The organism is Azonexus sp. GW821-FHT04F04 (assembly GCF_059420025.1).
Genome location: NZ_JBWKSX010000001.1, coordinates 485,916 through 510,219, shown reverse-complemented (window position 1 = coordinate 510,219; position 24,304 = coordinate 485,916). Strand labels below are relative to the sequence as shown.

28 protein-coding genes are annotated in these 24,304 nt (G+C 56.6%); 19 read left to right on the top strand and 9 right to left on the bottom strand.

The window, feature by feature from the left end; genetic code table 11:
• Positions 1-9: 9 nt before the first annotated feature.
• From AC07TV_RS02500 to AC07TV_RS02430, 15 genes are all read left to right on the top strand, one after another.
• Positions 10-957: a phosphate/phosphite/phosphonate ABC transporter substrate-binding protein gene (locus tag AC07TV_RS02500; RefSeq protein ID WP_494646819.1), complete on the top strand. Its 948-nt coding sequence runs from the start codon at positions 10-12 to the stop codon at positions 955-957.
• Between the two features lie 65 nt (positions 958-1,022).
• Positions 1,023-1,817, top strand: coding sequence for a phosphonate ABC transporter ATP-binding protein (gene phnC, locus AC07TV_RS02495; protein ID WP_494646818.1), 795 nt, complete (start codon positions 1,023-1,025; stop codon positions 1,815-1,817).
• A gap of 7 nt (positions 1,818-1,824) precedes the next feature.
• A complete protein-coding gene (phnE, locus tag AC07TV_RS02490) occupies positions 1,825-2,847 on the top strand; it encodes a phosphonate ABC transporter, permease protein PhnE (protein ID WP_494646817.1) in 1,023 nt (340 codons plus the stop codon).
• Between the two features lie 70 nt (positions 2,848-2,917).
• Positions 2,918-3,397: a phosphonate C-P lyase system protein PhnG gene (gene phnG, locus AC07TV_RS02485; protein WP_494646816.1), complete on the top strand. Its 480-nt coding sequence runs from the start codon at positions 2,918-2,920 to the stop codon at positions 3,395-3,397.
• Positions 3,390-3,965 carry a phosphonate C-P lyase system protein PhnH gene (gene phnH, locus AC07TV_RS02480; protein WP_494646815.1) on the top strand — a complete coding sequence of 192 codons (576 nt, stop codon included), beginning with the start codon at positions 3,390-3,392 and terminating at the stop codon, positions 3,963-3,965. The genes phnG and phnH overlap by 8 nt, the downstream gene beginning before the upstream one ends.
• A complete protein-coding gene (locus tag AC07TV_RS02475; protein ID WP_494646814.1) occupies positions 3,965-5,089 on the top strand; it encodes a carbon-phosphorus lyase complex subunit PhnI in 1,125 nt (374 codons plus the stop codon). Before phnH ends, AC07TV_RS02475 begins: the two co-directional genes overlap by 1 nt.
• Positions 5,086-5,982, top strand: coding sequence for an alpha-D-ribose 1-methylphosphonate 5-phosphate C-P-lyase PhnJ (locus tag AC07TV_RS02470; RefSeq protein WP_494646813.1), 897 nt, complete (start codon positions 5,086-5,088; stop codon positions 5,980-5,982). Before AC07TV_RS02475 ends, AC07TV_RS02470 begins: the two co-directional genes overlap by 4 nt.
• Positions 5,979-6,809, top strand: coding sequence for an ATP-binding cassette domain-containing protein (locus AC07TV_RS02465; protein ID WP_494646812.1), 831 nt, complete (start codon positions 5,979-5,981; stop codon positions 6,807-6,809). Before AC07TV_RS02470 ends, AC07TV_RS02465 begins: the two co-directional genes overlap by 4 nt.
• 10 nt (positions 6,810-6,819) lie before the next feature.
• Positions 6,820-7,542: a phosphonate C-P lyase system protein PhnL gene (gene phnL / locus AC07TV_RS02460; RefSeq protein ID WP_494646811.1), complete on the top strand. Its 723-nt coding sequence runs from the start codon at positions 6,820-6,822 to the stop codon at positions 7,540-7,542.
• Complete coding sequence (locus AC07TV_RS02455; RefSeq protein WP_494646810.1) at positions 7,539-8,693, top strand: alpha-D-ribose 1-methylphosphonate 5-triphosphate diphosphatase; 1,155 nt, start codon at positions 7,539-7,541, stop codon at positions 8,691-8,693. The genes phnL and AC07TV_RS02455 overlap by 4 nt, the downstream gene beginning before the upstream one ends.
• Positions 8,694-8,704: 11 nt before the next feature.
• Positions 8,705-9,271: a phosphonate metabolism protein/1,5-bisphosphokinase (PRPP-forming) PhnN gene (phnN, locus tag AC07TV_RS02450; RefSeq protein WP_494646809.1), complete on the top strand. Its 567-nt coding sequence runs from the start codon at positions 8,705-8,707 to the stop codon at positions 9,269-9,271.
• A complete protein-coding gene (gene phnP, locus AC07TV_RS02445; protein ID WP_494646808.1) occupies positions 9,262-10,032 on the top strand; it encodes a phosphonate metabolism protein PhnP in 771 nt (256 codons plus the stop codon). Before phnN ends, phnP begins: the two co-directional genes overlap by 10 nt.
• On the top strand, positions 10,025-10,876 hold the full coding sequence (locus AC07TV_RS02440) for an EamA family transporter (protein WP_494646807.1): 852 nt from the start codon (positions 10,025-10,027) through the stop codon (positions 10,874-10,876). Before phnP ends, AC07TV_RS02440 begins: the two co-directional genes overlap by 8 nt.
• Before the next feature lie 119 nt (positions 10,877-10,995).
• Positions 10,996-12,129, top strand: coding sequence for an acyltransferase family protein (locus AC07TV_RS02435; protein ID WP_494646806.1), 1,134 nt, complete (start codon positions 10,996-10,998; stop codon positions 12,127-12,129).
• A 253-nt stretch (positions 12,130-12,382) separates the two neighbouring features.
• Positions 12,383-13,006 (top strand): CBS domain-containing protein, encoded by a 624-nt coding sequence (locus AC07TV_RS02430; protein ID WP_494646805.1) that lies wholly within the window; start codon positions 12,383-12,385, stop codon positions 13,004-13,006.
• A gap of 78 nt (positions 13,007-13,084) precedes the next feature.
• Here AC07TV_RS02430 and AC07TV_RS02425 read toward each other — a convergent pair whose 3' ends face one another.
• From AC07TV_RS02425 to AC07TV_RS02400, 6 genes are read right to left on the bottom strand one after another with little or no spacing between them, the layout of a single operon-like run.
• Positions 13,085-13,504 carry an ExbD/TolR family protein gene (locus AC07TV_RS02425; protein ID WP_494646804.1) on the bottom strand — a complete coding sequence of 140 codons (420 nt, stop codon included), beginning with the start codon at positions 13,502-13,504 and terminating at the stop codon, positions 13,085-13,087.
• Between the two features lie 13 nt (positions 13,505-13,517).
• Positions 13,518-14,669 carry a rod shape-determining protein RodA gene (rodA, locus tag AC07TV_RS02420; RefSeq protein ID WP_494646803.1) on the bottom strand — a complete coding sequence of 384 codons (1,152 nt, stop codon included), beginning with the start codon at positions 14,667-14,669 and terminating at the stop codon, positions 13,518-13,520.
• A gap of 58 nt (positions 14,670-14,727) precedes the next feature.
• On the bottom strand, positions 14,728-15,222 hold the full coding sequence (locus tag AC07TV_RS02415) for a universal stress protein (RefSeq protein WP_494646802.1): 495 nt from the start codon (positions 15,220-15,222) through the stop codon (positions 14,728-14,730).
• A gap of 1 nt (position 15,223) precedes the next feature.
• Positions 15,224-15,601 (bottom strand): hypothetical protein, encoded by a 378-nt coding sequence (locus tag AC07TV_RS02410; protein WP_494646801.1) that lies wholly within the window; start codon positions 15,599-15,601, stop codon positions 15,224-15,226.
• A complete protein-coding gene (locus AC07TV_RS02405; RefSeq protein ID WP_494646800.1) occupies positions 15,588-15,956 on the bottom strand; it encodes a hypothetical protein in 369 nt (122 codons plus the stop codon). Before AC07TV_RS02405 ends, AC07TV_RS02410 begins: the two co-directional genes overlap by 14 nt.
• Entirely contained in the window at positions 15,956-17,224 is a 1,269-nt protein-coding gene (locus AC07TV_RS02400; RefSeq protein WP_494646799.1) for a putative Na+/H+ antiporter, read from the bottom strand. Before AC07TV_RS02400 ends, AC07TV_RS02405 begins: the two co-directional genes overlap by 1 nt.
• 177 nt (positions 17,225-17,401) lie before the next feature.
• On the opposite strand from AC07TV_RS02400, the gene AC07TV_RS02395 reads away from it, so the two are divergent.
• Genes AC07TV_RS02395 through AC07TV_RS02385 form a run of 3 tightly spaced genes read left to right on the top strand, consistent with a single transcriptional unit; the run spans position 17,402 to position 20,538 of the window.
• Complete coding sequence (locus AC07TV_RS02395; RefSeq protein ID WP_494646798.1) at positions 17,402-18,358, top strand: calcium/sodium antiporter; 957 nt, start codon at positions 17,402-17,404, stop codon at positions 18,356-18,358.
• A 10-nt stretch (positions 18,359-18,368) separates the two neighbouring features.
• Positions 18,369-19,931, top strand: a complete 1,563-nt coding sequence (locus AC07TV_RS02390; protein WP_494646797.1) for an ATP-binding protein — start codon at positions 18,369-18,371, stop codon at positions 19,929-19,931.
• Entirely contained in the window at positions 19,924-20,538 is a 615-nt protein-coding gene (locus AC07TV_RS02385; protein WP_494646796.1) for a response regulator transcription factor, read from the top strand. The genes AC07TV_RS02390 and AC07TV_RS02385 overlap by 8 nt, the downstream gene beginning before the upstream one ends.
• A gap of 242 nt (positions 20,539-20,780) precedes the next feature.
• On the opposite strand, the gene AC07TV_RS02380 is transcribed toward AC07TV_RS02385, so the two are convergent.
• Positions 20,781-21,590, bottom strand: coding sequence for a hypothetical protein (locus tag AC07TV_RS02380; RefSeq protein ID WP_494646795.1), 810 nt, complete (start codon positions 21,588-21,590; stop codon positions 20,781-20,783).
• A gap of 361 nt (positions 21,591-21,951) precedes the next feature.
• On the opposite strand from AC07TV_RS02380, the gene AC07TV_RS02375 reads away from it, so the two are divergent.
• Positions 21,952-22,212: a helix-turn-helix domain-containing protein gene (locus AC07TV_RS02375; protein WP_494646794.1), complete on the top strand. Its 261-nt coding sequence runs from the start codon at positions 21,952-21,954 to the stop codon at positions 22,210-22,212.
• A gap of 10 nt (positions 22,213-22,222) precedes the next feature.
• On the opposite strand, the gene AC07TV_RS02370 is transcribed toward AC07TV_RS02375, so the two are convergent.
• On the bottom strand, positions 22,223-23,140 hold the full coding sequence (locus AC07TV_RS02370) for a recombination directionality factor (RefSeq protein ID WP_494646793.1): 918 nt from the start codon (positions 23,138-23,140) through the stop codon (positions 22,223-22,225).
• A 75-nt stretch (positions 23,141-23,215) separates the two neighbouring features.
• A complete protein-coding gene (locus tag AC07TV_RS02365) occupies positions 23,216-24,223 on the bottom strand; it encodes a YqaJ viral recombinase family nuclease (RefSeq protein WP_494646792.1) in 1,008 nt (335 codons plus the stop codon).
• Positions 24,224-24,304 lie beyond the last annotated feature (81 nt).

Genomic DNA, 24,304 nt, shown 5'->3' with positions numbered 1-24,304 from the left:
GCCTGACTAATGTATCTGAAATCCACCTTTCGTCGCCAGTTGTTGGCCCTTGGCGTAGCTGCAGCAGCTGCACTGCCGCTTACCAGTTTTGCCCAAGCCCAGAATGATGGCAGCGCAGCCAAGCCGTTGCGCGTCATTCTCATTCCCGCCGATGGCGGCACCGAGGACGGCACAAAAAAGGACTTCCAGCCGATTTTTTCGGCAATTGAACAGTCGACCGGATTGAAGTTCGATCTCAAGGTTGGCCAGAGCTACTCTGCAGTCGTTGAAGCCATGTGCAATGGCGCTGCCGATATCGCCTGGTACGGCCCGGCCTCTTATCTCCAGGCCAAGGGTCGTGGCTGTGCTGAATTGCTGGCACTCGCCGTCCGCCACGGGGACTCGGTTTACTACTCCGGGATCTTTGCACGCACCGACAGCGGCATCAATGGCCTGGCTGATCTCAAGGGCAAGAAAGTCGCGCTAGGCGACGTGAACTCAACTTCCAGTTTCAATGTTCCCGTTGCCATGATGATCGAAAGCGGCTTGCAACCCGCACGCGACCTGGGCGGAATCAACATGGCCGGCAGTCACGCCAACGTGCTCAAAGCGCTCGCAGAAGGTCTGGTTGATGCCGGCGGTGCATCGTTCGACTCCTTCGAGAAGGCGGTCAATGGCAAGGCGATCGACCCCTCGAAGGTGAAAGTCATCGTCAAGAGTTCGCCGATTCCTTATCCGCCGCTGGCCATTCACCCGAAGGTCAATGCCGGGATCAAAGGCAAGTTGAAGGAAGCTTTCAACAACATCGACAAGTTGCCCGGCATCACCAAAGACCAGATTCGCGGCTATGGCGGCGGCAAGGTCGATGGTTACACCGCCAACATCAGCGAAGCCGATATGGCCAAGGCCGGAAAGATGTTTGAACTGGTCACCGATCAGGTCAAACAGGACATCATGAAAAAGGCCAGCACACGCTGATCTGTCGTTCCCCAAACCAGTCGGCACGGATCACCGTGCCGACACGGATTCAAAAAGGCTAAGCCATGATCCAATTCGACAATATCAACAAGTTGTGGCCGGACGGCACGAAAGCGCTGAGTGATATTTCCCTTAAAATTCCACGCGGGCAGTTTTGCGTCATTCTCGGCCCGTCTGGTGCCGGCAAATCGACGCTGCTGCGCGCCGTTAACGGCCTGATGACACCGACGCAGGGTCAGGTAAAAATTGACGGCACAACGCTGTCACTAAGTACGCAAAAGCAGTTGCGTCGGCGTGTCGCCATGATTCATCAACACTTCAATCTGACATCGCGTCTGAGCGTTGCCAGTAGCGTTCTATCCGGACTACTACCCGCTGTCTCCACGGCCCGCGCGCTTTCCGGCTGGTTCAAATCGGCGCATCGTCGCAAGGCCTGTGAACTGCTTCAACGGGTCGGCCTGACGCCAACGCACCTGAAACGGCGCGCCGGTGATCTGTCGGGCGGTCAGCAACAGCGCGTCGGGATCGCCCGGGCTTTCATGCTTGATCCCGAAGTCGTTCTGGCCGATGAGCCGGTGGCCAGCCTGGACCCCAAGATTTCTCGCGATATCCTGACCCTGATTCGCGACGCGGCCAAGGAACATAACACCACGGTGCTGTGCAGCCTGCACCAGATCGATCTGGCACGTGAATTTGGCGACCGCATTGTTGGCATGCGTGACGGACGAATCGTTTTTGACGGCACGCCGGAAGAATTCACGGATGAACGCGTGCAAGCGCTCTACCACGGCGCGCATTGGGAAGATCCCCCGAAAAAGGCTGAACCGGAGCAATCCGGCTTTGAACTCGCTCATGTCTGAGGTTGCCATGCAAAAACCCATTCCTGTTCCTGCCCCGGGCAGTCAGGTGCACTGGCATCTGGACGCCCCGTATTCGTTCAAGCATGTCTTGATCATTGCCGCCATCCTGATGGTTCTTGTGTTTACCGGCCATCGAACCGAGATGGACAAGATGGTCGCGATGACGACGGAAGCCGCTGGCAATGTGCTTGGCATCGCTGACGATTCGCAAGTGGTCAGAGGACTTTCACGCGTTGCCACTTCGATGTGGCCACCAGTGCTCGGCGAAACCGATGAAATCGCCCGCCTGCCGGAAATCAACCGCAATCATCTCCCGATGTTTTCGCGAATTGAGGTGCAAGAGCGCGTCGAGCAACGGATGAACCACGAAACGCTGCAACTCGAATCGCATACCGAATCAGTCGAGGTGCTGGTCAATCCTGCCGGCTATGCGAGCACTGTATTCATCAAAATGATCGAGACGCTGGAGATTGCCTTGTGGGGCACCATCCTGGCTGTCCTTCTGTCGGCACCGCTGGCGTATTTCGCCGCCAGCAACTACAGCCCGAATCGGGCCAGTTATACGGCAACCCGAGGCTTCATCAGTCTTCTGCGTTCGGCTCCGGAATTGATCGTCGCGCTGTTTCTGGTCCTGGCCTATGGCTTTGGGCCGATTGCCGGCGTGCTCGCTCTCGGTCTGCATGCGGCCGGTTTTCTGGGCAAGTTCTACGCCGAGGATATCGAGAATGCGGACAAAAAACCCCAGGAAGCACTGGAAGCCATTGGTGCCGGCAAGCTGAAAACCCTGTGGTACGCGGTTGTGCCGCAAGTCTTGCCGCAATACATCGCCTATACCGCCTACATCCTGGACCGTAACCTGCGCATGGCGACCGTCATCGGACTGGTCGGTGCCGGTGGTATCGGACAGGAACTGAAGGGGCGTTTCGACATGTTCCAGTACGGCCACGTGATGACCATCCTGATTGCCATTTTCCTGTTCGTATTCGTTCTCGACCAACTGTCGGCACGGATTCGGGCGAAGTTGATCTAGTCCCAGGCTTTTGCTCGGCACTGAATAAACCAACATATCTAGACATCTCTATAAATCGGAGGTCTTGTCCATGATGACAAACCAGGATATTCCTCGCAGTCAATGGCTGCGGCTGTGGACTGCTTTACCGGCGGATCAGTTACGGACGGTTGCCGCAGCCCTGAGCAGCCGCTACGAGATCGATGATCTCGAACTGCCGCAATCCGGCTTGGGTCTGCTGCCGCTCAATGACGGTGCGCTCGGCGAAGCCTACTTCCTCGGCGAAATTCCACTGGCGCGTGCCCACGTCCGTATTGCGGACAAGCAAGGCCGTTCGGTGGAGGGCGCAGCCATCCTGATGGATGACCGGGCGAGTCTCGCTCGCACCTTGGCTATTTTGGATGGCGCGCTGGCAGCTGCTCTTCCCGGCAGCGAATCGGCGCACGATCTGCTGTGTGCGGGTGCCAAAAAAACACAGGAAATCGCGGTCGACCGTCAGAAATTGCTGGCCGCAACCCGTGTTGATTTCTCTTTGCTCGGCACCGCCGACGAGGAGGACGACGATGCTTGAACAACAACTCACCGCGCGTTCGGCCAAGTCAGATTGGACCCCGGCGCGTCAGCAGGCAGCGTTTCGACAGATCATGACCTGCTTTTCCTATCCGGGTCGCATCTGCACGCTGGAAACAGAGGCGGAGCATGCCTTGCCCCTGCTGCTGGCCACGCTGGTCGATCGGGAGGTCAGCTTGGCGGACCCCCATGCCGTGCTGGGTGACGATGAGCATCGGCGTCTCGGTGCCAAGCTATGTAGCCCAGAGAAGGCGCAGTTCATTGTTCTTTCGGGTCAGTGCCCCCCCGATTTCCTGCCCGCACTAGGCAGCCTGGAAAATCCGGAACAGGCCGCAACCATCATCGTCATCGCCGACAGCTTCACTGCCGGTGCTCAAGTGTATCTATCCGGACCGGGTATTCCTGATAAATCGACGGTATGCATCCAGGGCATTGATCCAGACTGGTGGCAAAAGCGTGAGCAATGGAACAGCGGCTTTCCGCTGGGTGTGGACATGATCGTCGTCACCGAACGGCAGGTGCTGGGGCTGCCTCGTACGACTCGCGTCACAGCGAAAGGAGCCCGATAATGGGTTATGTTGCAATCAAGGGTGGCGGCCGCGCCATCCGGGGTGCCGAGGCGACGCTGGAAGCCCTGCGTACCGCCGAGGGCGAAGCGGGAACACCGTTGTCGCTGGCTACCATCGAAAATCAACTACGCTTGCTGACTTCGCGGATCGTCTCGGAAGGCGGCTTGTATCACCCGCGTCTGGCGGCGCTGGCCATCAAGCAGATGCAGGGCGACACGCTGGAAGCAGCTTTTGCGCTGCGCGCCTACCGCTCGACCAAACCGCGCCTGCTCGAAGCGCCTGTTCAGGACACCGGACGGATGCGGTTGATCCGGCGCATTTCCAGTGCCTTCAAGGATATTCCTGGCGGCCAGATGCTCGGCCCGACCAGCGATTATGCCTTGCGCCTGATGCGACTTGATCTGGCCGACGAATCGCCCGAGGCATTCCGCCGGGTAGCGCGGGAGTTTCTGGACGACATAGCGGAGCCCGACCTGCCGGACAACTTTCCGAAGGTGGTTGATGCGCTGCGTGCCGAAGGCTTGTTGCCGCCACTTGAGGGGCAATGCGAGGTGCCGTTTGACATCACCCGTGACCCGCTGGTCTTCCCGGTACCGCGTTCGGCGGCGCTGGCGACCATGGCCCGGGCGGAAACCGGTTCTTTGCTGGCGATTGCCTATTCCAACATGCGCGGTTATGGCGACGTACACCCGACCATTGCCGAACTACGTGTCGGTTATCTGCCGGTGATGCTTCCTCATCCAGTTACCGGAGAACTGATCGAAGCCGGCGAGGTGCTGATCACCGAGTGCGAGGTGGTGGCGATGTATGAAAGCGCCGATAGCGATGCTCCGCCGGTCTTCACGCTCGGCTACGGGGCTTGTTTCGGTCATAACGAGGTCAAGGCGATTGCCATGGCCATCCTCGACCGGGCACTGCAAAAGGGCATGCGCGACGGCCCACGCAATCCCTCCGAAGATCCGGAGTTCGTGCTGCTGCATGTCGATGGCGTCGATTCGATGGGCTTCGCCAGCCACTACAAGATGCCGCATTACGTGACCTTCCAGTCCGACATGGATCGTCTGCGAACGACGCAGGCAAAAGCCAGCCAGAGCCAAGCACCGCGCCAGGGAGAAAAAGCGTGAATTCCACCTATGAACTACCGCTGGACGAGGCGAACTACAGCTTTGGCTTTCTCGATGAATTCGCCAAGCGCGAAGTCCGGCGCACCATCCTGAAAGCCATCGCCATCCCCGGTTACCAGACGCCGTACGCCTCGCGCGAGATGCCGATGGGACGAGGCTTTGGCACCGGTGGCCTGCAACTGACACTATCCTTGATCGGCACCGACGACACGCTGAAGGTCATCGACCAGGGATCGGATGATTCGGTCAATGCCGTCAATCTTCGCCACTTTGTCGAACTGACCTGCCCGGGTGTCGATACCACGGAGCAGACGAGCGAAGCGACGCTCATCCAGTCCCGTCACCGGATTCCAGAAGTTCAACTGACGGAAGAGCAGGTACTGGTTTTGCAAGTTCCTTACCCCGATCCGCTGGTCGTGGTCGAACCCTCCGAAGCCAAGCGCAAGGTCATGCATGGCGAAGGCGACTATTCGCGGCTGCTGACCAAGTTGTACGAGGACATCGTGCAGTTTGACGAAATCACCATTTCGCACCGCTACCCGACACGCATCAATGGTCACTATGTCATCGACCCCAGCCCGATTCCCCGTTACGACATTCCGCGCCTGCATCGCTCAAAGGCGCTGATCCTGCTGGGTGCCGGACGGGAAAAGAAAATCTATGCCGTCCCACCTTATAGCGTGGCGGAGCCGCTGGTGTTCGACGACGTGCCATTCAGGACCGAGGATTTCCGTGACGAACACGGCAGCCGTCGCCCTTGTTGCCGTTGCGGTGCGACGAACAGCTTCCTTGATGAACTGATCGCTGATGACGGCAGCAAAACGTGGCAGTGCTCGGATTCCGACTACTGCAACCAACGACTGGCTGAGCCGGCACACGAGGTGAGTGCATGAAAAAAATCCTGGAAGTCCGCAACCTGACCAAGATTCATGGTCGAGGCTGCCCCGCTTGCATAGAAAACACAGGCCCCGAGGCGGATACCAACATCTGTCCGCAATGCGGTTCGGTCGTTGCCGCGCATGGCGTGAGTTTCGACCTGCACGCAGGCGAAATTCTCGGCATCATGGGCGAGTCTGGCAGCGGCAAATCAACTGTCGTCAAAACGCTTTATTTCGACGATGCGCCGAGTGCCGGAGAAGCCGTCGTCTTCGATGAAGCACGGCAATGGAACCTGTTTGCCCTGAACGCGGCCGAGCAGCGTTGGCTGCGCAATCACCGGCTGGGCATGGTTTATCAAAACCCGCACCTGGGACTCAATTTCAACGTCTCGGCGGGTGGCAACATCGCGGAACGTCTGCTGATGAGCGATCACACCCATTACGGTGAAATCCGCGATCGGGCGCGTCGCTTGCTCGCCCGCACCGAAGTCCTCCCGGAGCGGATGGACGAATCGCCCAAGAAGTTTTCCGGCGGGATGCAGCAGCGGGTTCAGATCGCCAAGGCGCTGGCGACACAACCGCCCTTGCTCTATCTCGACGAGGTGACGACCGGCCTGGATTTGTCGGTGCAGGCCCGCATTCTCGACCTGATTCTTGAAATCCAGCAGGAGTTGAACACGGCCATGATCGTCGTGACTCATGACCTTGGCGTCATTCGCCTGCTGGCCGGACGAACGATTGTCATGAAGTACGGCCGCATCATCGAGACCGGCCTGACCGATCAGATTCTTGAAGATCCCCAGCACGCCTATACGCAGCGGCTGGTGGCATCCGCTTTGTGAGGAACTAGCCATGGAAGCCATTCTGAAAATCGAGGGATTGAGCAAGCATTTTCTGTTGCATGACCAGAACAAGCTCATCCCCTCTTGCGCCAACGTCGATCTATCCGTTCATGCCGGGCAACTGACGGCACTGGTCGGCCCGACCGGGGCCGGCAAATCCTCGGTGTTGAAGTGCGTTTATCGCACCTACTTGCCGAGTAGCGGACGCATTCTGTACCAGGATATCGGGGGGCACCGGATTGATCTGGCCCAGGTTTCGGAGCACCAGATGCTCCAGTTGCGCCATGCCGAAATCGGCTTTGTGACGCAGTTTCTTCACTGCCTGCCACGCAAATCGGCACTCGATGTCGTTGCCGAGCCTTTGATTACGCGTGGAGAAACCCGGGAGATAGCACTCGCCAAGGCCCGCGAACTGCTGTCACTGCTCAATGTACCCGAGCGACTGTGGGCAGTACCGCCAGCAACCTTTTCAGGTGGAGAGAAGCAGCGCATCAATCTGGCGCGAGGCTTGATCGCCCGCCCACGGCTGCTGCTACTTGACGAACCGACCGCGAGTCTCGACCCCGCAACAACGGACCGCGTGGTGGATTTGCTGCAAGCCATCAAGCGCGAGGGTGTTGCCATGCTCGCCATTTTTCATCATCCCGACCTGGTCCACCGACTTGGCGACCGTGTGACCGAACTGGCGCCGCCCGTTGCTGTGTCCGACCTTCTGGAGACTTGTGCATCATGAACCGTATTCTGCTAACCCACGCCAGCGTCGTGCTGGCCAATGAAACCCGCAACGATCTTGCCGTACTGATCGAAGGCGACCGGATCGTCGCCATTGACCCTGAAACCACAACCGGCGCCTTGGAAATGAATCTCGCCGGCCGCATCCTGATGCCCGGTCTGATCGACCTGCATTGCGACGCGCTGGAGAAAGAAGTTGAACCCCGGCCTGGCGTACATTTTCCGCTGGATTTCGCCTGTGCCCAGGCGGACAAACGCAATGCTGCCGCTGGTATCACCACGGTTTTTCATGCCCTTTCCTTCGCCAATCATGAACTGGGTGTCAGGAATAATGCCTTTGCCGCCGAGATTGCCCGCGCCATTCATGACTGGCAGCCGCATGCCTTGATCGACAACCGGGTTCACGCGCGCTACGAGATCACCGACGAGACGGCGCCACCTTATCTGTCGGCGCTTCTGGCCGATGGGCTGGCCCACCTGATTTCTTTCATGGATCACAGCCCGGGCCAGGGGCAATTCAGGGATGTCGAGGCCTACCGCCAATATCTTGCCAAGACCTACAAAACAGACGAAGCGGCGCTCGACGACATTCTCAAACGAAAGGCCGATGCGGCTCAGGGTGCGTTGGGCCGCATGCAAACGCTGGCCGATGAAGCGCGTGCGCTGGGTGTCGCCATTGCCAGCCATGACGACGATTCGCCGGCCAAGGTCGCTGCCGTCAAGGCGCTGGGGGCTGTTGTCTCCGAGTTCCCGATCAATCTGGAGACGGCTCAGGCGGCGCAGGCACAAGGACTTTCCACCTTGTTCGGCGCACCCAACATCCTGCGTGGCAAATCGCAATCGGGCAACATGCGCGCCCTTGATGCCGTGCTAGCCGGGGTAGCCGATTGCTTGTGCGGCGACTATTCACCGGCGGCACTCCTGCCTTCCGTCATGCGCCTGCCGGAACTGGCCGGCATCACGTTGCCACAGGCGGTTGCGCTGGTCACCCGCAATCCGGCACGCGCTGCCGGATTGTCGGATCGCGGCGAAATCGCCGTGGGCAAACGCGCTGACCTGATCGCCGTCAAGCAGTTGGGGGGCTTGCCGCAGGCCGAGCGGGTCTGGTCTGGCGGCAAGCCGGCCTTGACCGCGCATTTTGACCACGCCTGAGGAGCCGTCCAGTGAAAGCCCCTCTGATCTATGTCGTCGGCGCATCGGGCAGTGGCAAGGACAGCCTGATGCAATACGCCCGCGAAAAACTGGCGAAGCACCCCGGCATCTGTTTTGCCCACCGCTACATTACCCGTCTGGCGGATGCCGGCGGAGAAAACCACGTCGCCCTGTCCCCGGACGAGTTTGCCGCGCGTAACCAGTCAAACTTGTTTGCACTGCATTGGCAAAGCCATGGCCTCCGCTACGGTATCGGTATCGAGATCAATCAATGGTTGGCTAAGGGGGTTACGGTCGTAGTGAATGGTTCACGAGAGTATTTGTCTTCAGCACGCCAACGCTATCCGGAACTTCTTCCGGTGTTGATTGAAGTCTCCGAGGAGACTTTGCGTGATCGCCTCAGTGCCCGTTCCCGCGAAACACCGGAAGAAATCGAGCAGCGTCTGCAACGTAATCGGGAATTACGGCTTCGTGGTTGCTTCTCGGAAATTATCCGCAATGAAAGCTCACTCGATACGGCCGGTGATGCGCTGGTCAGTTTGATTCAGTCGCACAGCAGAGCGTTGGCATGCGCATAAGCTTTCTCGGGACTGGTGCGGCTGGTGGTGTTCCACTGTACGGATGCTCTTGCCGCGCTTGTAAGCGGGCCACCGATCAACCTGGCGCTACTCGGCAACCGTGCTGCGCCTTTATCGAAACCGGGACGACCTGCATTCTGCTTGATGCGGGTCTGATGGATCTCGGCCATCGCTTCCCATCAGGCAGTCTGAACGCCATTGCACTGACGCATTTCCATCCCGATCATGTGCAAGGCTTATTTCACATTCGCTGGGGCGTCGGACAGGATATCGAGGTCTGGGGGCCACCCGATACGGAGGGCTGTGCCGACCTGTATCGTAATCCCGGCGTGCTGCGATTCAATACAGCCGAGAAATTCGAAAGTTTTCAGGTGGGCGATTGTCGCCTAACACCCCTGCCACTGATCCATTCAAAACCGACCGTCGGCTACGCCATAGAAGGGCCTGATGGTAGCCGCTTTGCCTACCTGACCGATACCCTCGGCTTGCCACCCAAAACGGAGGAATGGTTGTGCGCTTGGGGCGCGCATGACCTGGCCATCGATTGCTCGTTTCCTCCGGGAAGTACGCCTAAAAATCACAACGATTGGCAGGCGGCACTGGACATCATCGATCGCCTGCGGCCAAACCATGCCTGGCTGACCCATATCGGACATACTTTCGACGACTGGCAGTTGTCCAACGATGGTTTGCCTTTGCCGCTTGGGGTATCGATAGCCACCGATGGCGAAGTGGCTGAACTGGGCGCCGGGAATGAGTGAAGCGATGCTCGCTGTGGCGGTTTCAGTGGGCATGCACGTGACCTGGAATCTCATTGCCCGACGACAGCCCGCTGATGCCTTTCCGTTGTGGTGGGTGCTGTTGGCGCATCTGCTCCTGCTCGGCCCAATCGGGCTTCCAGCCCTGATTGCCAGCGTCACGTGGACGCCGACTTTTGCTGGGTTGCTGGCCATGTCGGCGGTAGCCAACGTGATTTATTTCTGGGGCTTGCGCAAGGCGTACGAACACGCACCCGTGGCACTGGTTTATCCGCTGGTCCGCAGTTCGCCGCTACTAATAGCGCTATGGAGTGTGCTGCTCACGGGAGAGTCACTAAGTACCAATGTTTGGCTGGGGATCGGCGTCAGTGTTATCGGGCTCTGGCTACTGTCCTGGAGTGCGTTGCGCAATGCTGCCGACCGAAAAGCACTGCCATGGGCTTTCGTGGCGATGCTGGCGACCAGCATTTATTCATTGAGCGACAAAGCCGCTACAGGAAGCGTTCCCGGATTTGACGGCCTGATCGGCTTTGTGTCGATTGGCTACTTTGCTGCCTGGCTCAGCATCTCGTGGACGATGAAGCAGAAAACCGGGCACTGGGTGCCAGAAAAGCGAATCAACACGACAGCCATGCTCGTTGGTGGGCTATGCATTGGCACAGCTTACGCACTGGTCATTCATGCGATGCGAACTCTCCCGTCAGCGGAAGTTGTCACCTATACGAACGGCGGCATCGTGATTGCCTGCATCATCTCGCTAACGTGGTTCAAGGAACGCCAAGACTGGGGTCGAAGACTGATCGGAGCGGTAGTGGTGGCTTTAGGTTTAGTCATTACGACACTTTGATGTTCATTTGCTTGGGGATAAGTGATTCACTTACGGCTCGCCCGCATAGCTTCCAAAACCCCACCTGACTAAAATTCCGCCCTTCGATTCGAAACAAAGCAGTACGGAAAGGGTGTGGCTTGTTCTTACTCGGCAGTTCTGAACAAAAGTATCGGCAAGCAGACAGCAAAAACGGGGAGAGCCTTTCACTCATCACGCTCCTTCGAGCTGTTGCAGCCATCACAATTCTTTGGCATCACTATGCCATCTATCCCCCACTTCGCGAATGGGCGTCGCCGCTTCTCGGCGATCCGCTGGATTGGCTGCAAGAGCATGCCAGGGCAACCCAGGTATTTTTCGTGATCGGCGGGTATGTACTGGCTCGCAGCCTGGCCCATCACAAATGGACGCTACGTGGTGTGAGTGCATTCATGGTGAGCCGCTATCTCCGGCTGGGCATACCCTATGTTGCCGTGATTGTAATGACAATCCCCATCCTAACTTTAGCGAGAGGGTGGGTTCCCGATGAAGTCCTCGGCCAGCCGATATCCATCCCCCAGTTTCTTGCCCACCTCTTCTTCCTGCAAGGAGTGCTTGGCTATGAGCAACTTTCGGCTGGGCTGTGGTTTGTCTGCATCAACTTTCAGATGTGCTTCGCCTATGTCGTGTTGCTATGGATTCGAGATTCCATCATTCATCGAAAAGTCGACTTGTGCGGCCTTCTTGGATGGGGCATCTCTATCGCTTCGCTGTTCTACTTCAATCTGGATGAACAGTGGGATAACTGGTTTCTCTACTTTTTCCCGTACTTCTTCTTCGGTGTCGTCATTCAGCGTAGCCGGGAGCGGGTTGGATTGAAACTCGAATTCTGGCTCTATCTGCTATTACTCCTTGTCGCCATGTTGTATGAATGGCGCTGGAGACTTGGTATCGCTTCTGCGGTGGGCCTGATTGTCTTTCTTGCCGAAACGACTGGTCACAACAAACTCCCCGTCAAGTTCGGTTTGGTTCGCCGATTGGGAGATATCTCATATAGCCTTTTCCTGGTTCACTTTCCTGTCCTTCTCTTGGTGGCGACACTATGGGCGAAGCTCAATTGGACTGGTCCGACCGAAGCGGCAATTGGCCTACTTGTAGCGTTCATAGCGAGTATTGTTGCTGCTGAAATATTTTTCCGATTCGTTGAAACGCCTTCGGCTTTGGCCGGAAGGAAAAAGAAAAAACAGTTGAAGCTGCGCCAACGGCATGGAGCAGAAGTGTTGGAAGCTGGTTGAGTGAGAGGGTCTGTTCTGGCCTTGCTCTGTTGTGCCAAGAGTGGGTTTTTATGATTCGTTAGCGCTTCAAGAACAGCCAAACCAAGACCGGCAAGGAGGGAAAACTGGAAATCCAGTTGTTACCTGAGCCATACTAAAAATTATCGGGTGAGTCATATTTCGATGCAATTCAAGTAATGGCGAATGTCCCGGTGATCTGCGTAAAAGGCAAACATCCGGACCTTTCTTAGGCAGTCGACGAGGATGAAAGATCATGTTCACCGTCTATGGAGTGACAGGTGTGACCTTCAGTGGAACGCTGGAGGAAATGGACCGCATTCATGCCCTTGATAGGATTCAATCGACACCAAAGATTGTACGCGACGATAGTGCCTTGGCCCTCGAACTCAAGAGTACACCATCACAACAGGCTGCTGTAACCGCCTACCGCAGGATGCTTCCCCCAGACATAGAGCGTGGGCCTCTCTATCACGCTGGCCATATCATGCAACGTGCGGTCATTACCCTTTCTGACGGCGATTCCCTTGCATACGCCTGGCAGGTATTGAGCAAAAATCGCATCCATCAGGCTCCGGTTATGGACGATAGATCAAGGTTGGTCGGCATCGTCAGCGAACGGGACCTGTTAACCGGTATCAATATCGATGCGGGCCGGGTTGTTGAGTCATTAAGCCGCCAGGTGCGCGATGTGATGACCTCGCCCGTCATAGCTGCCGCAGCCGTAACCGACATTCGTCGAATTGCCGCCGTGATGCTTAGCCACGGGGTCGCCGGTGTTCCAATCATTGATCAAAGTTCAAACTTGGTGGGTTTCATATCGCGTAGCGACATCCTGCAAGCAGTCGTCACTGATCCGCCAGTCAGCCTATGGCGATGAACATGAAGGAATCCTGAACTGGCCGCATGCGTTTCCGGAAAAAAGCTGCGAATCAGTGAACTGTGAAAGGCTATTTACTTAGCGAACTCCGTTTTGAGTGGCGAACGAAATACGAGCAAATCCAGCCGATTGAGCAGCCTGCATCACATCGATAACACTTTGGTGCGGTGCTTTCGCATCGGCATTGATGACGATGATGGCATCCGCGTTATTGCCAGCGTTCGATTTCAGGGCGCTTGCGACTGTTTCAATGCGGCTGTCAGGTAGCGCTTCTGTATTGACAAACAGTGTTCCAGAAATCGAGATGCTTATCTCAACTGACTCTGGCTTTGCAGGTGGCACGCTCCGTTCCGCCATTGGCAGATCAATTTTCGCTCCCGAGAACTTGGTATACGTCGTCGTGAGCATCAGGAAGATGATCAGAACAAGCAACACATCGATCATCGCCACCAGATTTATCTCCGGATCATCCTGTTTTTTTCGCCGCCGAAAGCGCATGGTCTGTCCTTCCCTAAACAGTCTTTTTGGCAAGCGTTCTCTGGCTGGCAACCGACATCAGCATGCCGAGAGAAATGCTCAAGATGACAAGCGCGGTACCGCCGTAGCTCACGAACGGCAGCGGTACGCCGACGACAGGCAGCAGGCCTGTCACCATGCCCATGTTGACGAAAGCGTAGGCAAATACCCCCAAGGTCAGGCTTCCGGCCAGATATCGACCAAACCGGTCCTTGGCTCCCATTGAAATACTCAGGCCACGGGCAATCACCAACAGGTACAACACCAGCAGCGTCAAAGCCCCGGCCAGCCCGAACTCTTCGGCAAGCACGGCAAAAATGAAATCGGTATGCCGCTCGGGAAGGAAATCCAGTTGCGCCTGGGTTCCCATGCCCCAGCCTTTTCCCCAGAGACCGCCTGAGCCCACAGCAATGATTGACTGGATGATGTGAAACCCCTTACCCAGCGGATCGGAGGTTGGGTTCAGCATGGTGCAAACCCGGTGCTTCTGATACTCCTTGAGCAACGGCCAGGCATAGTCCTTTTGGCACAGCGTATCCCCGAAGATCAGAAGCGTCAGGATGAGTGCGATACCAGCGACCACCAATGGAGCGATCCATTTCCACGGAATTCCGGCGAAGAACAACACAAAAAATCCGGACAGAAAAACCAATATTCCTGTTCCGAGGTCCGGCTGACGGGCAATCAGTAGCACTGGAACGATAAGCATGAGCAGCGCTAAGGCATGATCACGACTGCTCGCAACCGCATCGCGCTGGTGATAAAACCAGGCCAGCATAAGTGGCATGGCAATTTTCAGTATCTCTGATGGCTGCACCCGGGCAAAACCAAGGTTGAGCCAGCGGCGGGCGCCTTTCGACACATCACCAAATAGCGCTACGGCGACCAGCAATACAATTCCGACCAGATATAGCCAAGGGGCCATAGCCCTCAAACGTTGTGGCGGCGTATGCGCAGCGACCACCAGACAGACGAGAGCCACGCCAAGGTTCAGTGCATGTGCCTGGAGGCGCTGCGGCGAAGCGCTGACAAGAATGACTGAGGCGTAGGCCAGCAGCACGAACGCGAGTGCAAACAAGATCGGATCAAGAGGTGCCAACAGGCGCCGCCATTGAATCCGGGCTATATCTAAAAAACTGTGGTTCATAAAAAAAGGAGGCGGTTGCCCGCCTCAAAAACTTCCTCCACGAGGGAATCGTGGTCGGTCAAACTTCGGTAGAGCCATCCGCGTTGATCAGTGTGACGGGGATGGTGCAATGTCGGTTAATCAGTTTTGGACCCAGCCCGGAAGGGAAGAGCCCTAGCCAGTGCGTCCTCGGCACGACGACTTCCGAGCAGTTCAGTTCTTCGGCCATGTCGATTACGCCGCCTACGGCATCTGCTTCGCGGAAATAGGTTCGACTGGTGATCCCGGCCTCGGAAAGGATTTTCTCAGCTTCGCCCAGGAAAATCGCCGAACGCTCCTGAAAGTGTTTGCGTACCTCGTCTTCGGTGTAGAAGCGCAAAACCTCCCAGTTTCGAACGGGCTCGGCAACGAACAGCAGACAGACCTCCACCTGAACACCGGCCCTGGCGAGGCGCGAGGCATACGCGAGCCCCCAGCGGGACTCATCGGTGGCATCGATCGGGATGAGCAAGCGGACCAGGGCTTTGGCCGGGTGGTCAGGACTCAGGTGTTTCATGATGGCAAGATTCCCCATGTCAGTTCCCTTTCTGGGATGAGTTCGCTATCCCGTCGTGCAAAGCTTTGGCCTTGGCTTCGGCATCCAGACATCGCCGAATCCGGCGCAAGAAAAATGGACCGGCCAGAATCAGGAGCAGTGGTAGCGACAGCACCAGTTGCGAGAGGAAGGCAAAAGGCACGGTGGTTTCCGCATCCGCTGCCGGCCGGAGAAACCAGGCCGAAATCACCACCGCTGCAATAATGCCAATACGCTCGAATTGATCGAACTCCGCTTCTTGAACTTTGCTCAGGACGGCAGGCCATTCGCGGACCGGAAACAGACGCAACTTTGGAAATAGCTGAACCAGTAGCCATTGCAGGTAAGGCGAACGAAGGATCAGGCTATTGCTGACCATCTCTTGCCTCAGCGCCGGTACCCCGGTTTCGCACTGCCTCATTCAAGCCTCGTCGGATTCGGCGTACGAAGAAAGGCCCCAGTACAAGTAGCAGCACGGGCGCCAGATAGACGAACTGCAGCAAATAGGAAATGAGTGCCGATGCCCCGAGCGACGCGACTGGTTCAACCTGCCAGGCCACCACAATGACCCCCGCCAAGGTGGCGATCTGCTCCAGTCGGTCAAACTCCATCCGCCGTGCCTTGCCCAGAACCGCCGGCCACTCCTGCACCGACCATTCACGCAGACGCGGGAATAGATGCGCAAGCAACCATTGCAGGTAGGGGGAACGAAGAATCAGGCTTTCTTCGGCCATCACAACACCATGAATGCAAAGATCGCGACGAAGGTTGGTGGCAGAGCAGCCAGGAACAAGCCCAGCGGGCTTACCGATTCATCGTCGAAACTCGACTTCAGGATGGCAACACCCGCCGGGTTGGGCGCGTTGGCAATGATGGTCAGGCCGCCGCCCGTCACGGCGCCGGCGACGATGGCGTATTTGAATTCCGCCGAGACACCTTCCACCAGCGATGCCAGATAAGTCAGCGCTGCGTTATCGGTGATCGCCGTCAAGGCGGTGGCCAGGAAATAAAGCACCGTCGGTTCGACACCGGTTAGCGCACTCTGCAACCACCATCGCTGCAATCCACCAAGCACCACTAGTCCGGCCAGGAAGAAAGCGACCAGCAAGCCCTCACGGAGAATCAGTCGGTCCTGATGCTGCTTGTAGGCCTCGGTATAGCCCAGGAAAAACAGGAAAAGCCCCATGAATACGACGGCATGGTGAGCGAACAGAACGACGCCGACCAGGAACAGGAGATGGATGCCGGCGACGGTTTTCGGGACATGAGGTTGATTGGCTGCACCATCCGCCTTACCCTTTGCGGCAATCTCATGCCGGAAAAACCAGGTCAGCACGGCGGCATTCACAAAGACTGCGAAAGCAGCCTTCCAGCCAAAATGGGAAAGCATGAACAAACTATCCCATTGCCACTTGCTGGCCACCATCAGGACCGGCGGCGCAGCAAAATTGGTCATGGTGCCACCGATGGAAATATTGACGAACAACAAGCCGATCGTGGCGTACTTGAGCCGATTCGACAGGTGTTGCTGGAAATAGCTATCGCGCAACATCAGTGCTGCCAAGGTCATGGCGGCCGGTTCGGTAATGAACGAACCGAGCATCGGCACAACTGACAAGCAGAGGAAGTAAACCGCCACCGCCCGCTGGATCGGAATCATCGAGGCGATCAGACGTACAGTTGTCATGACGACATTCAGGATCGGGCGACTGGCGGCAATAACCATGATCACGAAGACGAACATCGGTTCGGTGAAATTGCGCGCCTCCAGATAGTCGACAGCCGCATCCTTGCCGGAAAGCCAGAAAAGCGCCGCAACCAGCACAAAGGCCCAGAATCCGAAGACCACCTCAACCTCTGCCAGCAAATGCCACAAGCCGGCGTGACGCGGTTGCACGTGCGCCAGGTGGGCGAAGAATTTGGTCGAGAAGGTATGCAGAACGGCGATGGCGAAGATCGCGGCAGCAATGATTTCGGGGGTCGAGACGACGGCGCTGGACATGATTTCAGAGGGGCTATGGATGGCACTGACTATAGCCATCCGCAGCGCTCACGATAATTCGGGAGGCGCGTACGGGTTTCACCTACGCGACCTCCTCACTGCCTTATTGCGCAGCCTCGGTTAAATTATTCCTTCCGGTTCCAAGAGGGAGCCGGGTGAACCATGTCAGGACATGTCATGCCGATCGCGGTTTTCGATCTTGTCGCCATCATCGCAGCCGTTGGGCTGGCGGCAATCGGCGGAGAAGCCTTCCTCAAGGCCATTATTGCGTTAGCCAAGCGGCTCCAGGTACCCAATGCGCTCGTAGCTACGACCATCGCCGCCTTTGCCACGTCCACTCCAGAACTTACCGTCTCGACGATGGCGGCACTCTCGGGGCAACCGGAAATCGGCTTGGGGGATGCACTCGGCAGCAATGTCGTCAATATTGCCCTCATCTTCGGGATTGCCTTGTGGTTCGGCCCCATACGCCCAAGCAACGAGGATTTCCGGGGAGATTTCAAACTGGCGCTTCTGGCACCGCTACTGACCTTGATACTCGCCTTGGATGGGCAGCTGTCCCGTGCGGACGGTTTGATCCTCCTTCTGCTGTTCTCAACATGGCTCGGACTGATCGTTCGTGCAACTTTGCAACGTCGTCATGAGTCTTTCGAAGCGCATTCATCGCCGGCTTCAAGCACGCTGACCACGCTCGGACTCGGCGCTTTGGGGTTGGGGGCCTTAATGGCTGCCGGTCGCCTGTTCGTGATGGGTGCCACGGGTATTGCCGCTACACTGGGAATCGATACCTACGTGATCGGCGCCTTGGTGGTCGCCATCGGCACTTCGCTGCCGGAATTGGTGACCGTTATCCTGTCACGGCTGCGCGGACACGACGATATCGGCGTCGGAACCCTGATCGGCAGCAACCTGTTCAACGGACTGGCCATCGTGGGTGTCGCCGCCACCCTCCATCCGATTACCTTACCCTTGCAGGAAATCGCCGTGACCCTGGTTTGCGGAATAGCCGCTTTACTACGCCTGCCACCCAATCGCAGCGGAGTTATTCCCCGGCAGCGCTGCCTGCTATTGTTCGGCATTTACGGCATCTTCATCTGGGCCACGCTGGCGGCTGGTCGTTACCCACCCAATTGATAGACCCATTGTGAATACGCTCTTTCTGCACGTAAGTTTCGCCGCACTCTACATCGCACTCGATGCGGCGAGCTTCATCCATCCCTTGCATGGCCTGAACATTACGCCGTGGAATCCGGCGCCGGCACTGGGGCTGGTCTTCCTGCTGCGCCGAGGCTCAGCCGGATGGTTGCCACTGATCGGTACCGTCGTATTAAGCGAATGGCTGGTGCGCGGCATTCCCCAGTCCTGGTGGGCCAGCCTTGTATCCGCATTGATTCTCGCTGCCGGCTACATCGCCCTGGGGGAATATCTGCGCCGTCGCCTGGTGCCTTCCAACCTGCTGGATGACCGGGTGTCCCTTCTCGCGTGGATCGTACCGATCGCTGGTGGAACGCTGTTGATCAGCCTGCTTTATCTGACCAGCCTGCATCTTCTGGGCTTATTACCTGCCGGAGGATGGCAGGCTGGCGTACTGCAATTCTGGGTGGGTGACGGCGTGGGGATCACGGTGGCGATGCCGCTGTTCTGGTGGTTGAGCAGCGAGCGGGGACGCGTCCTGCTCCGATCATCCATCCTGTGCTGGGAAACGCTAGGCTACGTCGCTCTCAGCCTGCTCGCCCTGTGGGTAGCTTTTGACCTCGGCGACGACAGTGGTTTCAAGTTGTTCTATCTACTCTTCCTGCCGATCATCTGGGCTTCAGCCCGGCAAGGGATGGCCGGTGCGATCCTCTCGGCTTCGTTGTTGCAAATTGAGGTCGTCGCTGCCGTGCAGACGCTCAACTACAGCGCGGTCACCCTGGCCGAATTGCAAATGCTGTCGCTGGCCATGGCCCTGATCGGTTTCTTCATTGGCAGCGTGGTCGATGAACAACGCCGCACCAGTGACGAACTGAAACAGACGCTACGCCTAGCGGCGGCCGGTGAGATGGCCGGCGCCCTGGCACATGAACTGAATCAGCCGCTGACTGCCCTGGCCGCCTATGCCTCATCCTGCGAAATGCTGCTAGAACGAGGCGAACAGGGCGAACGACTCAATGCGGCCATTCGCGGCATGTTGCTGGAGTCTGGACGGGCCGGGGAAGTGGTTCGGCGATTGCGGGATTTCTTCCGGACCGGTGCCACCAAGCTGGAGTCAGTCCGCTTGTCTGAGATCGTCGATCAGGCCATTCGCCATTATCGGGAGAAAGCGAGCGCACAGCGTATTGCCTTCAACGTCGGGAAAATCCCGGAGGCAGTGCTGTTGGCCGATCGTTTGCAGATGGAAGTGGTGTTGCGCAACTTGCTGGCCAATGCCTTTGATGCGGTAGGTCAGGCCGACTGCGTGCAACGTATCGTCAGCCTGAACAGCGAGTTGCTGCCGGGCTCCCGCGTCTCCGTCGTTATCGAGGATACGGGAGCGGGTCTCTCCGGCAAGGTGGCCGGCACGCTCTTCGAGCCTTTCCAGTCGTCAAAATCCAGCGGGCTTGGCCTGGGGCTGGTGATCAGCCGTGCCATCGTCGAAACCCATGGCGGCACGCTCTGGGGGGAAGTGGCCGACCACGGAATCTTCAAGCTCGTTCTGCCCATTCATGAGTCTGTGAAAAATGTCTAATAACCTGACCGTCTTTATCGTCGATGACGATCCTTCCGTGCGCGATGCGCTGAGTTTGCTGCTCGGTATTCAAGACTACCGGGTGGCTGTTTTTGGTGATGCGGAGAGCTTCCTGAAGGCCTACAGGAAGGAATGGCAAGGATGTGTGCTGCTCGACATCCGAATGCCGGGCATGGACGGCTTGGCACTGCAGAAACATCTGGCCGGGCTGGGAAGCGAGTTGCCGGTAATCGTCATGACCGGGCATGGCGACGTGGCGTCGGCGCGCGAGGCGTTTCGGGCACTCGCAATCGATTTTCTGGAAAAGCCAATCGACCACAAGAAGTTGCTGGCCGGCATTGCCGATGCTTTTTCCAGACAACAGGCCAAAGTCGTCGCCGTGATGAACCGGGACCAGGTGGAACGCCTGCTATCCACGCTGACGCCCCGCGAACTTGAGGTGATGGATCGGGTCGTGGCGGGCCTGCACAACCGCGAAATCGCCGCCGAACTGGGTATCAGTCCACGCACGGTTGAGGTTCATAAGGCCCGGATGATGGACAAGCTCGGCGTCAGTAATGTTGCCGACCTGGTTCGGCTAAACCTACAATCAGGAAGTATTGGTTAGCAAATGATTGTTGTCTTACAGATGGTGCGTGACTTGAGGCACGGTCATTCGTTCTGCGCTAAACAAACCAATTCGCTCGAAAAACAATATCTCAAACCAAAAAACAAGCTCAATGAAAACAAGGGGACCGAAGTCCCCTTGCCGTATTTCCATCAGTTGCCGTTACTCAGCTTGTGCCTCTAAAGTTCTCCCGTTTGGCACAACCGACGTAGCGCATAGCAAAGAAGGGCATCAAAGCACACTCAGGAGGACCGCTTGCACTCCTCTTTCCATTGATTGATGTCGCTGGACAACAAAGGCTTTTGATCACTTCTGGATTTGCCTTCATTCTCCATATACAACGCGAAGGCTCGCATGTTGACGCATTGATCAAGCTTAGAGGGCAGTGCGCCAATCAAATCGCGATAAATCTTGTACTTGTTCTCGACGAGACTGGTTTCGCATCGACTTCTCGCCTCAAGACCATCTACTTTATCAAGGCATTGTTCATACGGCTTCTCCGCCGACTCTTTGGCGCTGACATAGAGGCTCTCGATCGCGCTGAAGTCGTCAATACGCTTCGTTTCACGCTGCATGCGAATTTCTGTATTCGCCGACCGAAATGCGTCGGCGTATTTAACAATCGCCTTGCCAATAGTGAGCGACACGTTCCCGGTATCGTCATTGAACACATGAACCGAGGTCTTCTTCGAATCAAGCAGATACTCCAATCTGTATCTGATCGTATTTTTGAATTCCTGGCCATCGACAGTCACCGTGTAATTCGCAGAGCAGATAGCTTCTTTGCTTTCGCTACTCTGAGAGAGCTGACGTACGTCGGACAACCGAATGCCTGCGATTTTTCCAAAGACATCCTTGTTCACGGCATCGACAGGGTTTTCGAGAACCCCTTCTGCACTTGAAACCAAGCTTTTCTTGATGCTCTCCAAAACCGTACGGTTGTAATGATCGACAACCTGGTCCTTGAATTCAGCATCGTCACAATTCAGATTGGGCCCACCACAGCCCGCGAGTATCGAGGCGGCAGCGGTTATGCAAAATAACTTTTTCAAAATCATTCCTTTCAATGAACGGGGATTAGCAACTCACTGCTTCGTTGCTTCTCGATACCGCCGAAATTGGGGTAGTAGCAGCCAGCTACACCTGATGCTTCATCCATTTCCCGTAGGCCGACACAGCGAGCACGGAAATAGCGCCAGCAACAAAGGTGATAGCGAACGAGGCCAGTGTTTCAAGCGGGGATTGGTTGAACATGACATACCTTTCTGAAATTCAAGGGCCCATTTCTGACAAGCATTGAGGGCACAAAGAACGACAAATTGCAGATAACTAGGGGATTGGCATGAGCACGTTTGCATTTTTGCAAAATATCCCATATCGGGATATTTCTCAAGCGAGCATTACCGTGACGTCATGGTTAAGTCGCTCCACTCCCGTCAATACACGATCTTTCGAGAATTGCTCACGCAAGCTCGTGAAGATGCTGGAATGACGCAAGTGCAAGTTGCGACCAAGCTCGGCAAGCCACAAAGCTACGTATCGAAATACGAGTCTGGTGATCGTCGATTGGACGTCACCGAGTTTGTCCAGATCGCTGACATCCTGTCCTTGGAAATCAGCGCTTTTCTGGATCAGTACCGGGCGAAAGCAGGGACATTCAATTCGCCCATTTAAGGCAGAAAGGTCAAGCTGACTTCCCTCGTTGGCCTGCTCTTTCAAGCTTTTCAAGAAGTGAAGACTCGTGCTGACCGACTGAGTTTTCTGCCACATCCGAAGATAAAACATGGTTTTCGGTGACTGAATTGGCCGGGAAAAACTCTTCCACGACCGCGCCGCTATCTTCCTCGCTCTCCTCGAAAGCGCCATTCCCTAGACCGAGACGGGCCACTTCATCCAACGCTACTTGGTTGAATCCTGCCATCTGCCTAGCCTCGTCCAATTGCTTTGCCTCCGTCAATGCATCCTCGACAGACAGGCCACTACGCACGGTGATGTCCACGTAGTAGATTGGAGTTCCGTGGCTCTGCCGCGTTGATTTGCCGCGCAACCTCAGCTCCAGCGGCAGGCAGGACAGCCGATCACCCGAAATGGCCTGGAAGTACTGCAGTCGCGCCGCCAGCGTACGGATGCTGTTGAAGCCAGTCGTCCGAAAAACAAAACTTCCCAGTGGATCATCGTCGGCCAGCGCAACATTCAAGCGGCCATAGGGTTTGCAATTTCCGCCCTTGGCTAGTGCGCAACCATCCGGTGACGGACAAGGCAGGCTTTTGATCCCATCTTCGCTCTGCCGTTTGCAGCTTTCCCCATTTCCAACGCACAGTGGCCTGCCGGTATTTCTGTCGAAGTAACTGTACTCGGCCCGAAAATTGAGATCGGGATCGTTGAACAGCAGCCGAATCGGAATGCTCCGTATCTTGCCGCCCTGCTCCTTGCGCAGCCCTTCATCAAGCGGATGAACCAACCAGCCATCCTTGTTTTGCACCTGTGAGGTGATTGTGAATTGGTCGTCCTTCTCCGGCAGGCGCTTGCCGGCTTTTTCGACGACCTTACCGATGGAAATCCGACCCAGTACGGGCGGAGTGATAGCAAGTCCCTTCAGCATAATTTGTGGCTCCTGTAAAAATTGCCGATTGCTCACGCTGACCAAGGTCGGCATGAGCAACGTGTGGGTTGAAATTCAAACGATGAGAAAGCGCCGGCTACCAGGCTTGGTCGCGGCATAGCGTTGTTGCAGATCAGGTTGATCCTTGAGCAAGCTAGACATATCCATGACCACGCTGTCCTTTGACTTCTTCCAGGTCACGCTGCCAGTTTCGAAATCAGCCCGACTGGCCTCTCCCATGGCTTGTTGCAAGGTTTGCTTGAGCTGGGCTTCGAGCTTTTCCTGTTCGGCAATCGCCTGACGCACAGCTACCAGATCGGCAAAGCAGGCTGACAGATTGCGTTCCTCCTTGAAGTCCAAGGTTTGGCCCTTGTCTTCTGGATAGAGACAACGCAAAGCGATATCGGCCGAATCGGAGCCATCGGCCGGTGGTGGCGTATCGGTTTCAACGAAATGCCAGAACTGCCGTTCGAGCTCAATGAGACGAGAGATCAGGGCTTCGTCACGCTCGATCCGATGGATCTCCAGATGCTGTCCACCCAATAGCACCGCGACATCGGCAGCCTGCTTGCCGGTGACTGCCAACTGGTGATGAACTTGGAGCTGCACATACTCGGGTACGCCTTCCTTCCAGAGGCGAGCGCCATTGATGCCGGCGGTTTTGCATTCGAGAATCTGGACATCTGGCGCACCCGTGACCTCACGGTCGATGTTGGCCAGCATCCAAGGCAGGCCGGGATCAGGATGCTGCAACACCGCGTTGATGCGCCGTACCCGATTGCCAGTGCGCTTGGTGTAATGGGCGGCGACGATGGGCTCAAGGATATTTCCCCAATATAGGGGGCTCTCTTCATCGTGCGGATCTGCCTTGGGCAATCCACCATCACGACCCGTTTTAATGAGCCACAGTTCGAGAGGCGATTGATAGGGGTTGAGACCAATGGCAGTAGCAGCATCCGAACTACCTATCCCCTGCTTGCGAACGGCCAGCCAGTCTTCCCGTGGCAATTCCTTGGTTTTGACCAGCTTGAGTGCTGGACGATTCTTGATCGGACTGGCATTAGGTACGGCTTGTGGTTGCATGGTTGTACTCCTTCCAGAAATGCAAAATGCCCAGTCAGCCAAAAGCTGAACTGGGCGTTTGCGATGGATGAATGCGGAAAC

Bases quoted from the DNA above. Each gene is read 5' to 3' on its own strand.
- rodA (WP_494646803.1), bottom strand. From the start codon at position 14,669: ATGAACCACAGTTTTTTAGATATAGCCCGGATTCAATGGCGGCGCCTG.
- AC07TV_RS02500 (WP_494646819.1), top strand. From the start codon at position 10: ATGTATCTGAAATCCACCTTTCGTCGCCAGTTGTTGGCCCTTGGCGTA.
- AC07TV_RS02430 (WP_494646805.1), top strand. From the start codon at position 12,383: ATGTTCACCGTCTATGGAGTGACAGGTGTGACCTTCAGTGGAACGCTG.
- phnE (WP_494646817.1), top strand. From the start codon at position 1,825: ATGCAAAAACCCATTCCTGTTCCTGCCCCGGGCAGTCAGGTGCACTGG.
- AC07TV_RS02410 (WP_494646801.1), bottom strand. From the start codon at position 15,601: ATGGTCAGCAATAGCCTGATCCTTCGTTCGCCTTACCTGCAATGGCTA.
- phnC (WP_494646818.1), top strand. From the start codon at position 1,023: ATGATCCAATTCGACAATATCAACAAGTTGTGGCCGGACGGCACGAAA.
- AC07TV_RS02400 (WP_494646799.1), bottom strand. From the start codon at position 17,224: ATGTCCAGCGCCGTCGTCTCGACCCCCGAAATCATTGCTGCCGCGATC.
- AC07TV_RS02440 (WP_494646807.1), top strand. From the start codon at position 10,025: ATGAGTGAAGCGATGCTCGCTGTGGCGGTTTCAGTGGGCATGCACGTG.
- phnG (WP_494646816.1), top strand. From the start codon at position 2,918: ATGATGACAAACCAGGATATTCCTCGCAGTCAATGGCTGCGGCTGTGG.
- AC07TV_RS02475 (WP_494646814.1), top strand. From the start codon at position 3,965: ATGGGTTATGTTGCAATCAAGGGTGGCGGCCGCGCCATCCGGGGTGCC.
- AC07TV_RS02375 (WP_494646794.1), top strand. From the start codon at position 21,952: ATGGTTAAGTCGCTCCACTCCCGTCAATACACGATCTTTCGAGAATTG.
- AC07TV_RS02405 (WP_494646800.1), bottom strand. From the start codon at position 15,956: ATGGCCGAAGAAAGCCTGATTCTTCGTTCCCCCTACCTGCAATGGTTG.
- phnP (WP_494646808.1), top strand. From the start codon at position 9,262: ATGCGCATAAGCTTTCTCGGGACTGGTGCGGCTGGTGGTGTTCCACTG.
- AC07TV_RS02370 (WP_494646793.1), bottom strand. From the start codon at position 23,140: ATGCTGAAGGGACTTGCTATCACTCCGCCCGTACTGGGTCGGATTTCC.
- AC07TV_RS02365 (WP_494646792.1), bottom strand. From the start codon at position 24,223: ATGCAACCACAAGCCGTACCTAATGCCAGTCCGATCAAGAATCGTCCA.
- AC07TV_RS02425 (WP_494646804.1), bottom strand. From the start codon at position 13,504: ATGCGCTTTCGGCGGCGAAAAAAACAGGATGATCCGGAGATAAATCTG.
- AC07TV_RS02415 (WP_494646802.1), bottom strand. From the start codon at position 15,222: ATGGGGAATCTTGCCATCATGAAACACCTGAGTCCTGACCACCCGGCC.
- phnL (WP_494646811.1), top strand. From the start codon at position 6,820: ATGGAAGCCATTCTGAAAATCGAGGGATTGAGCAAGCATTTTCTGTTG.
- AC07TV_RS02395 (WP_494646798.1), top strand. From the start codon at position 17,402: ATGCCGATCGCGGTTTTCGATCTTGTCGCCATCATCGCAGCCGTTGGG.
- AC07TV_RS02455 (WP_494646810.1), top strand. From the start codon at position 7,539: ATGAACCGTATTCTGCTAACCCACGCCAGCGTCGTGCTGGCCAATGAA.
- AC07TV_RS02465 (WP_494646812.1), top strand. From the start codon at position 5,979: ATGAAAAAAATCCTGGAAGTCCGCAACCTGACCAAGATTCATGGTCGA.
- phnH (WP_494646815.1), top strand. From the start codon at position 3,390: ATGCTTGAACAACAACTCACCGCGCGTTCGGCCAAGTCAGATTGGACC.
- AC07TV_RS02385 (WP_494646796.1), top strand. From the start codon at position 19,924: ATGTCTAATAACCTGACCGTCTTTATCGTCGATGACGATCCTTCCGTG.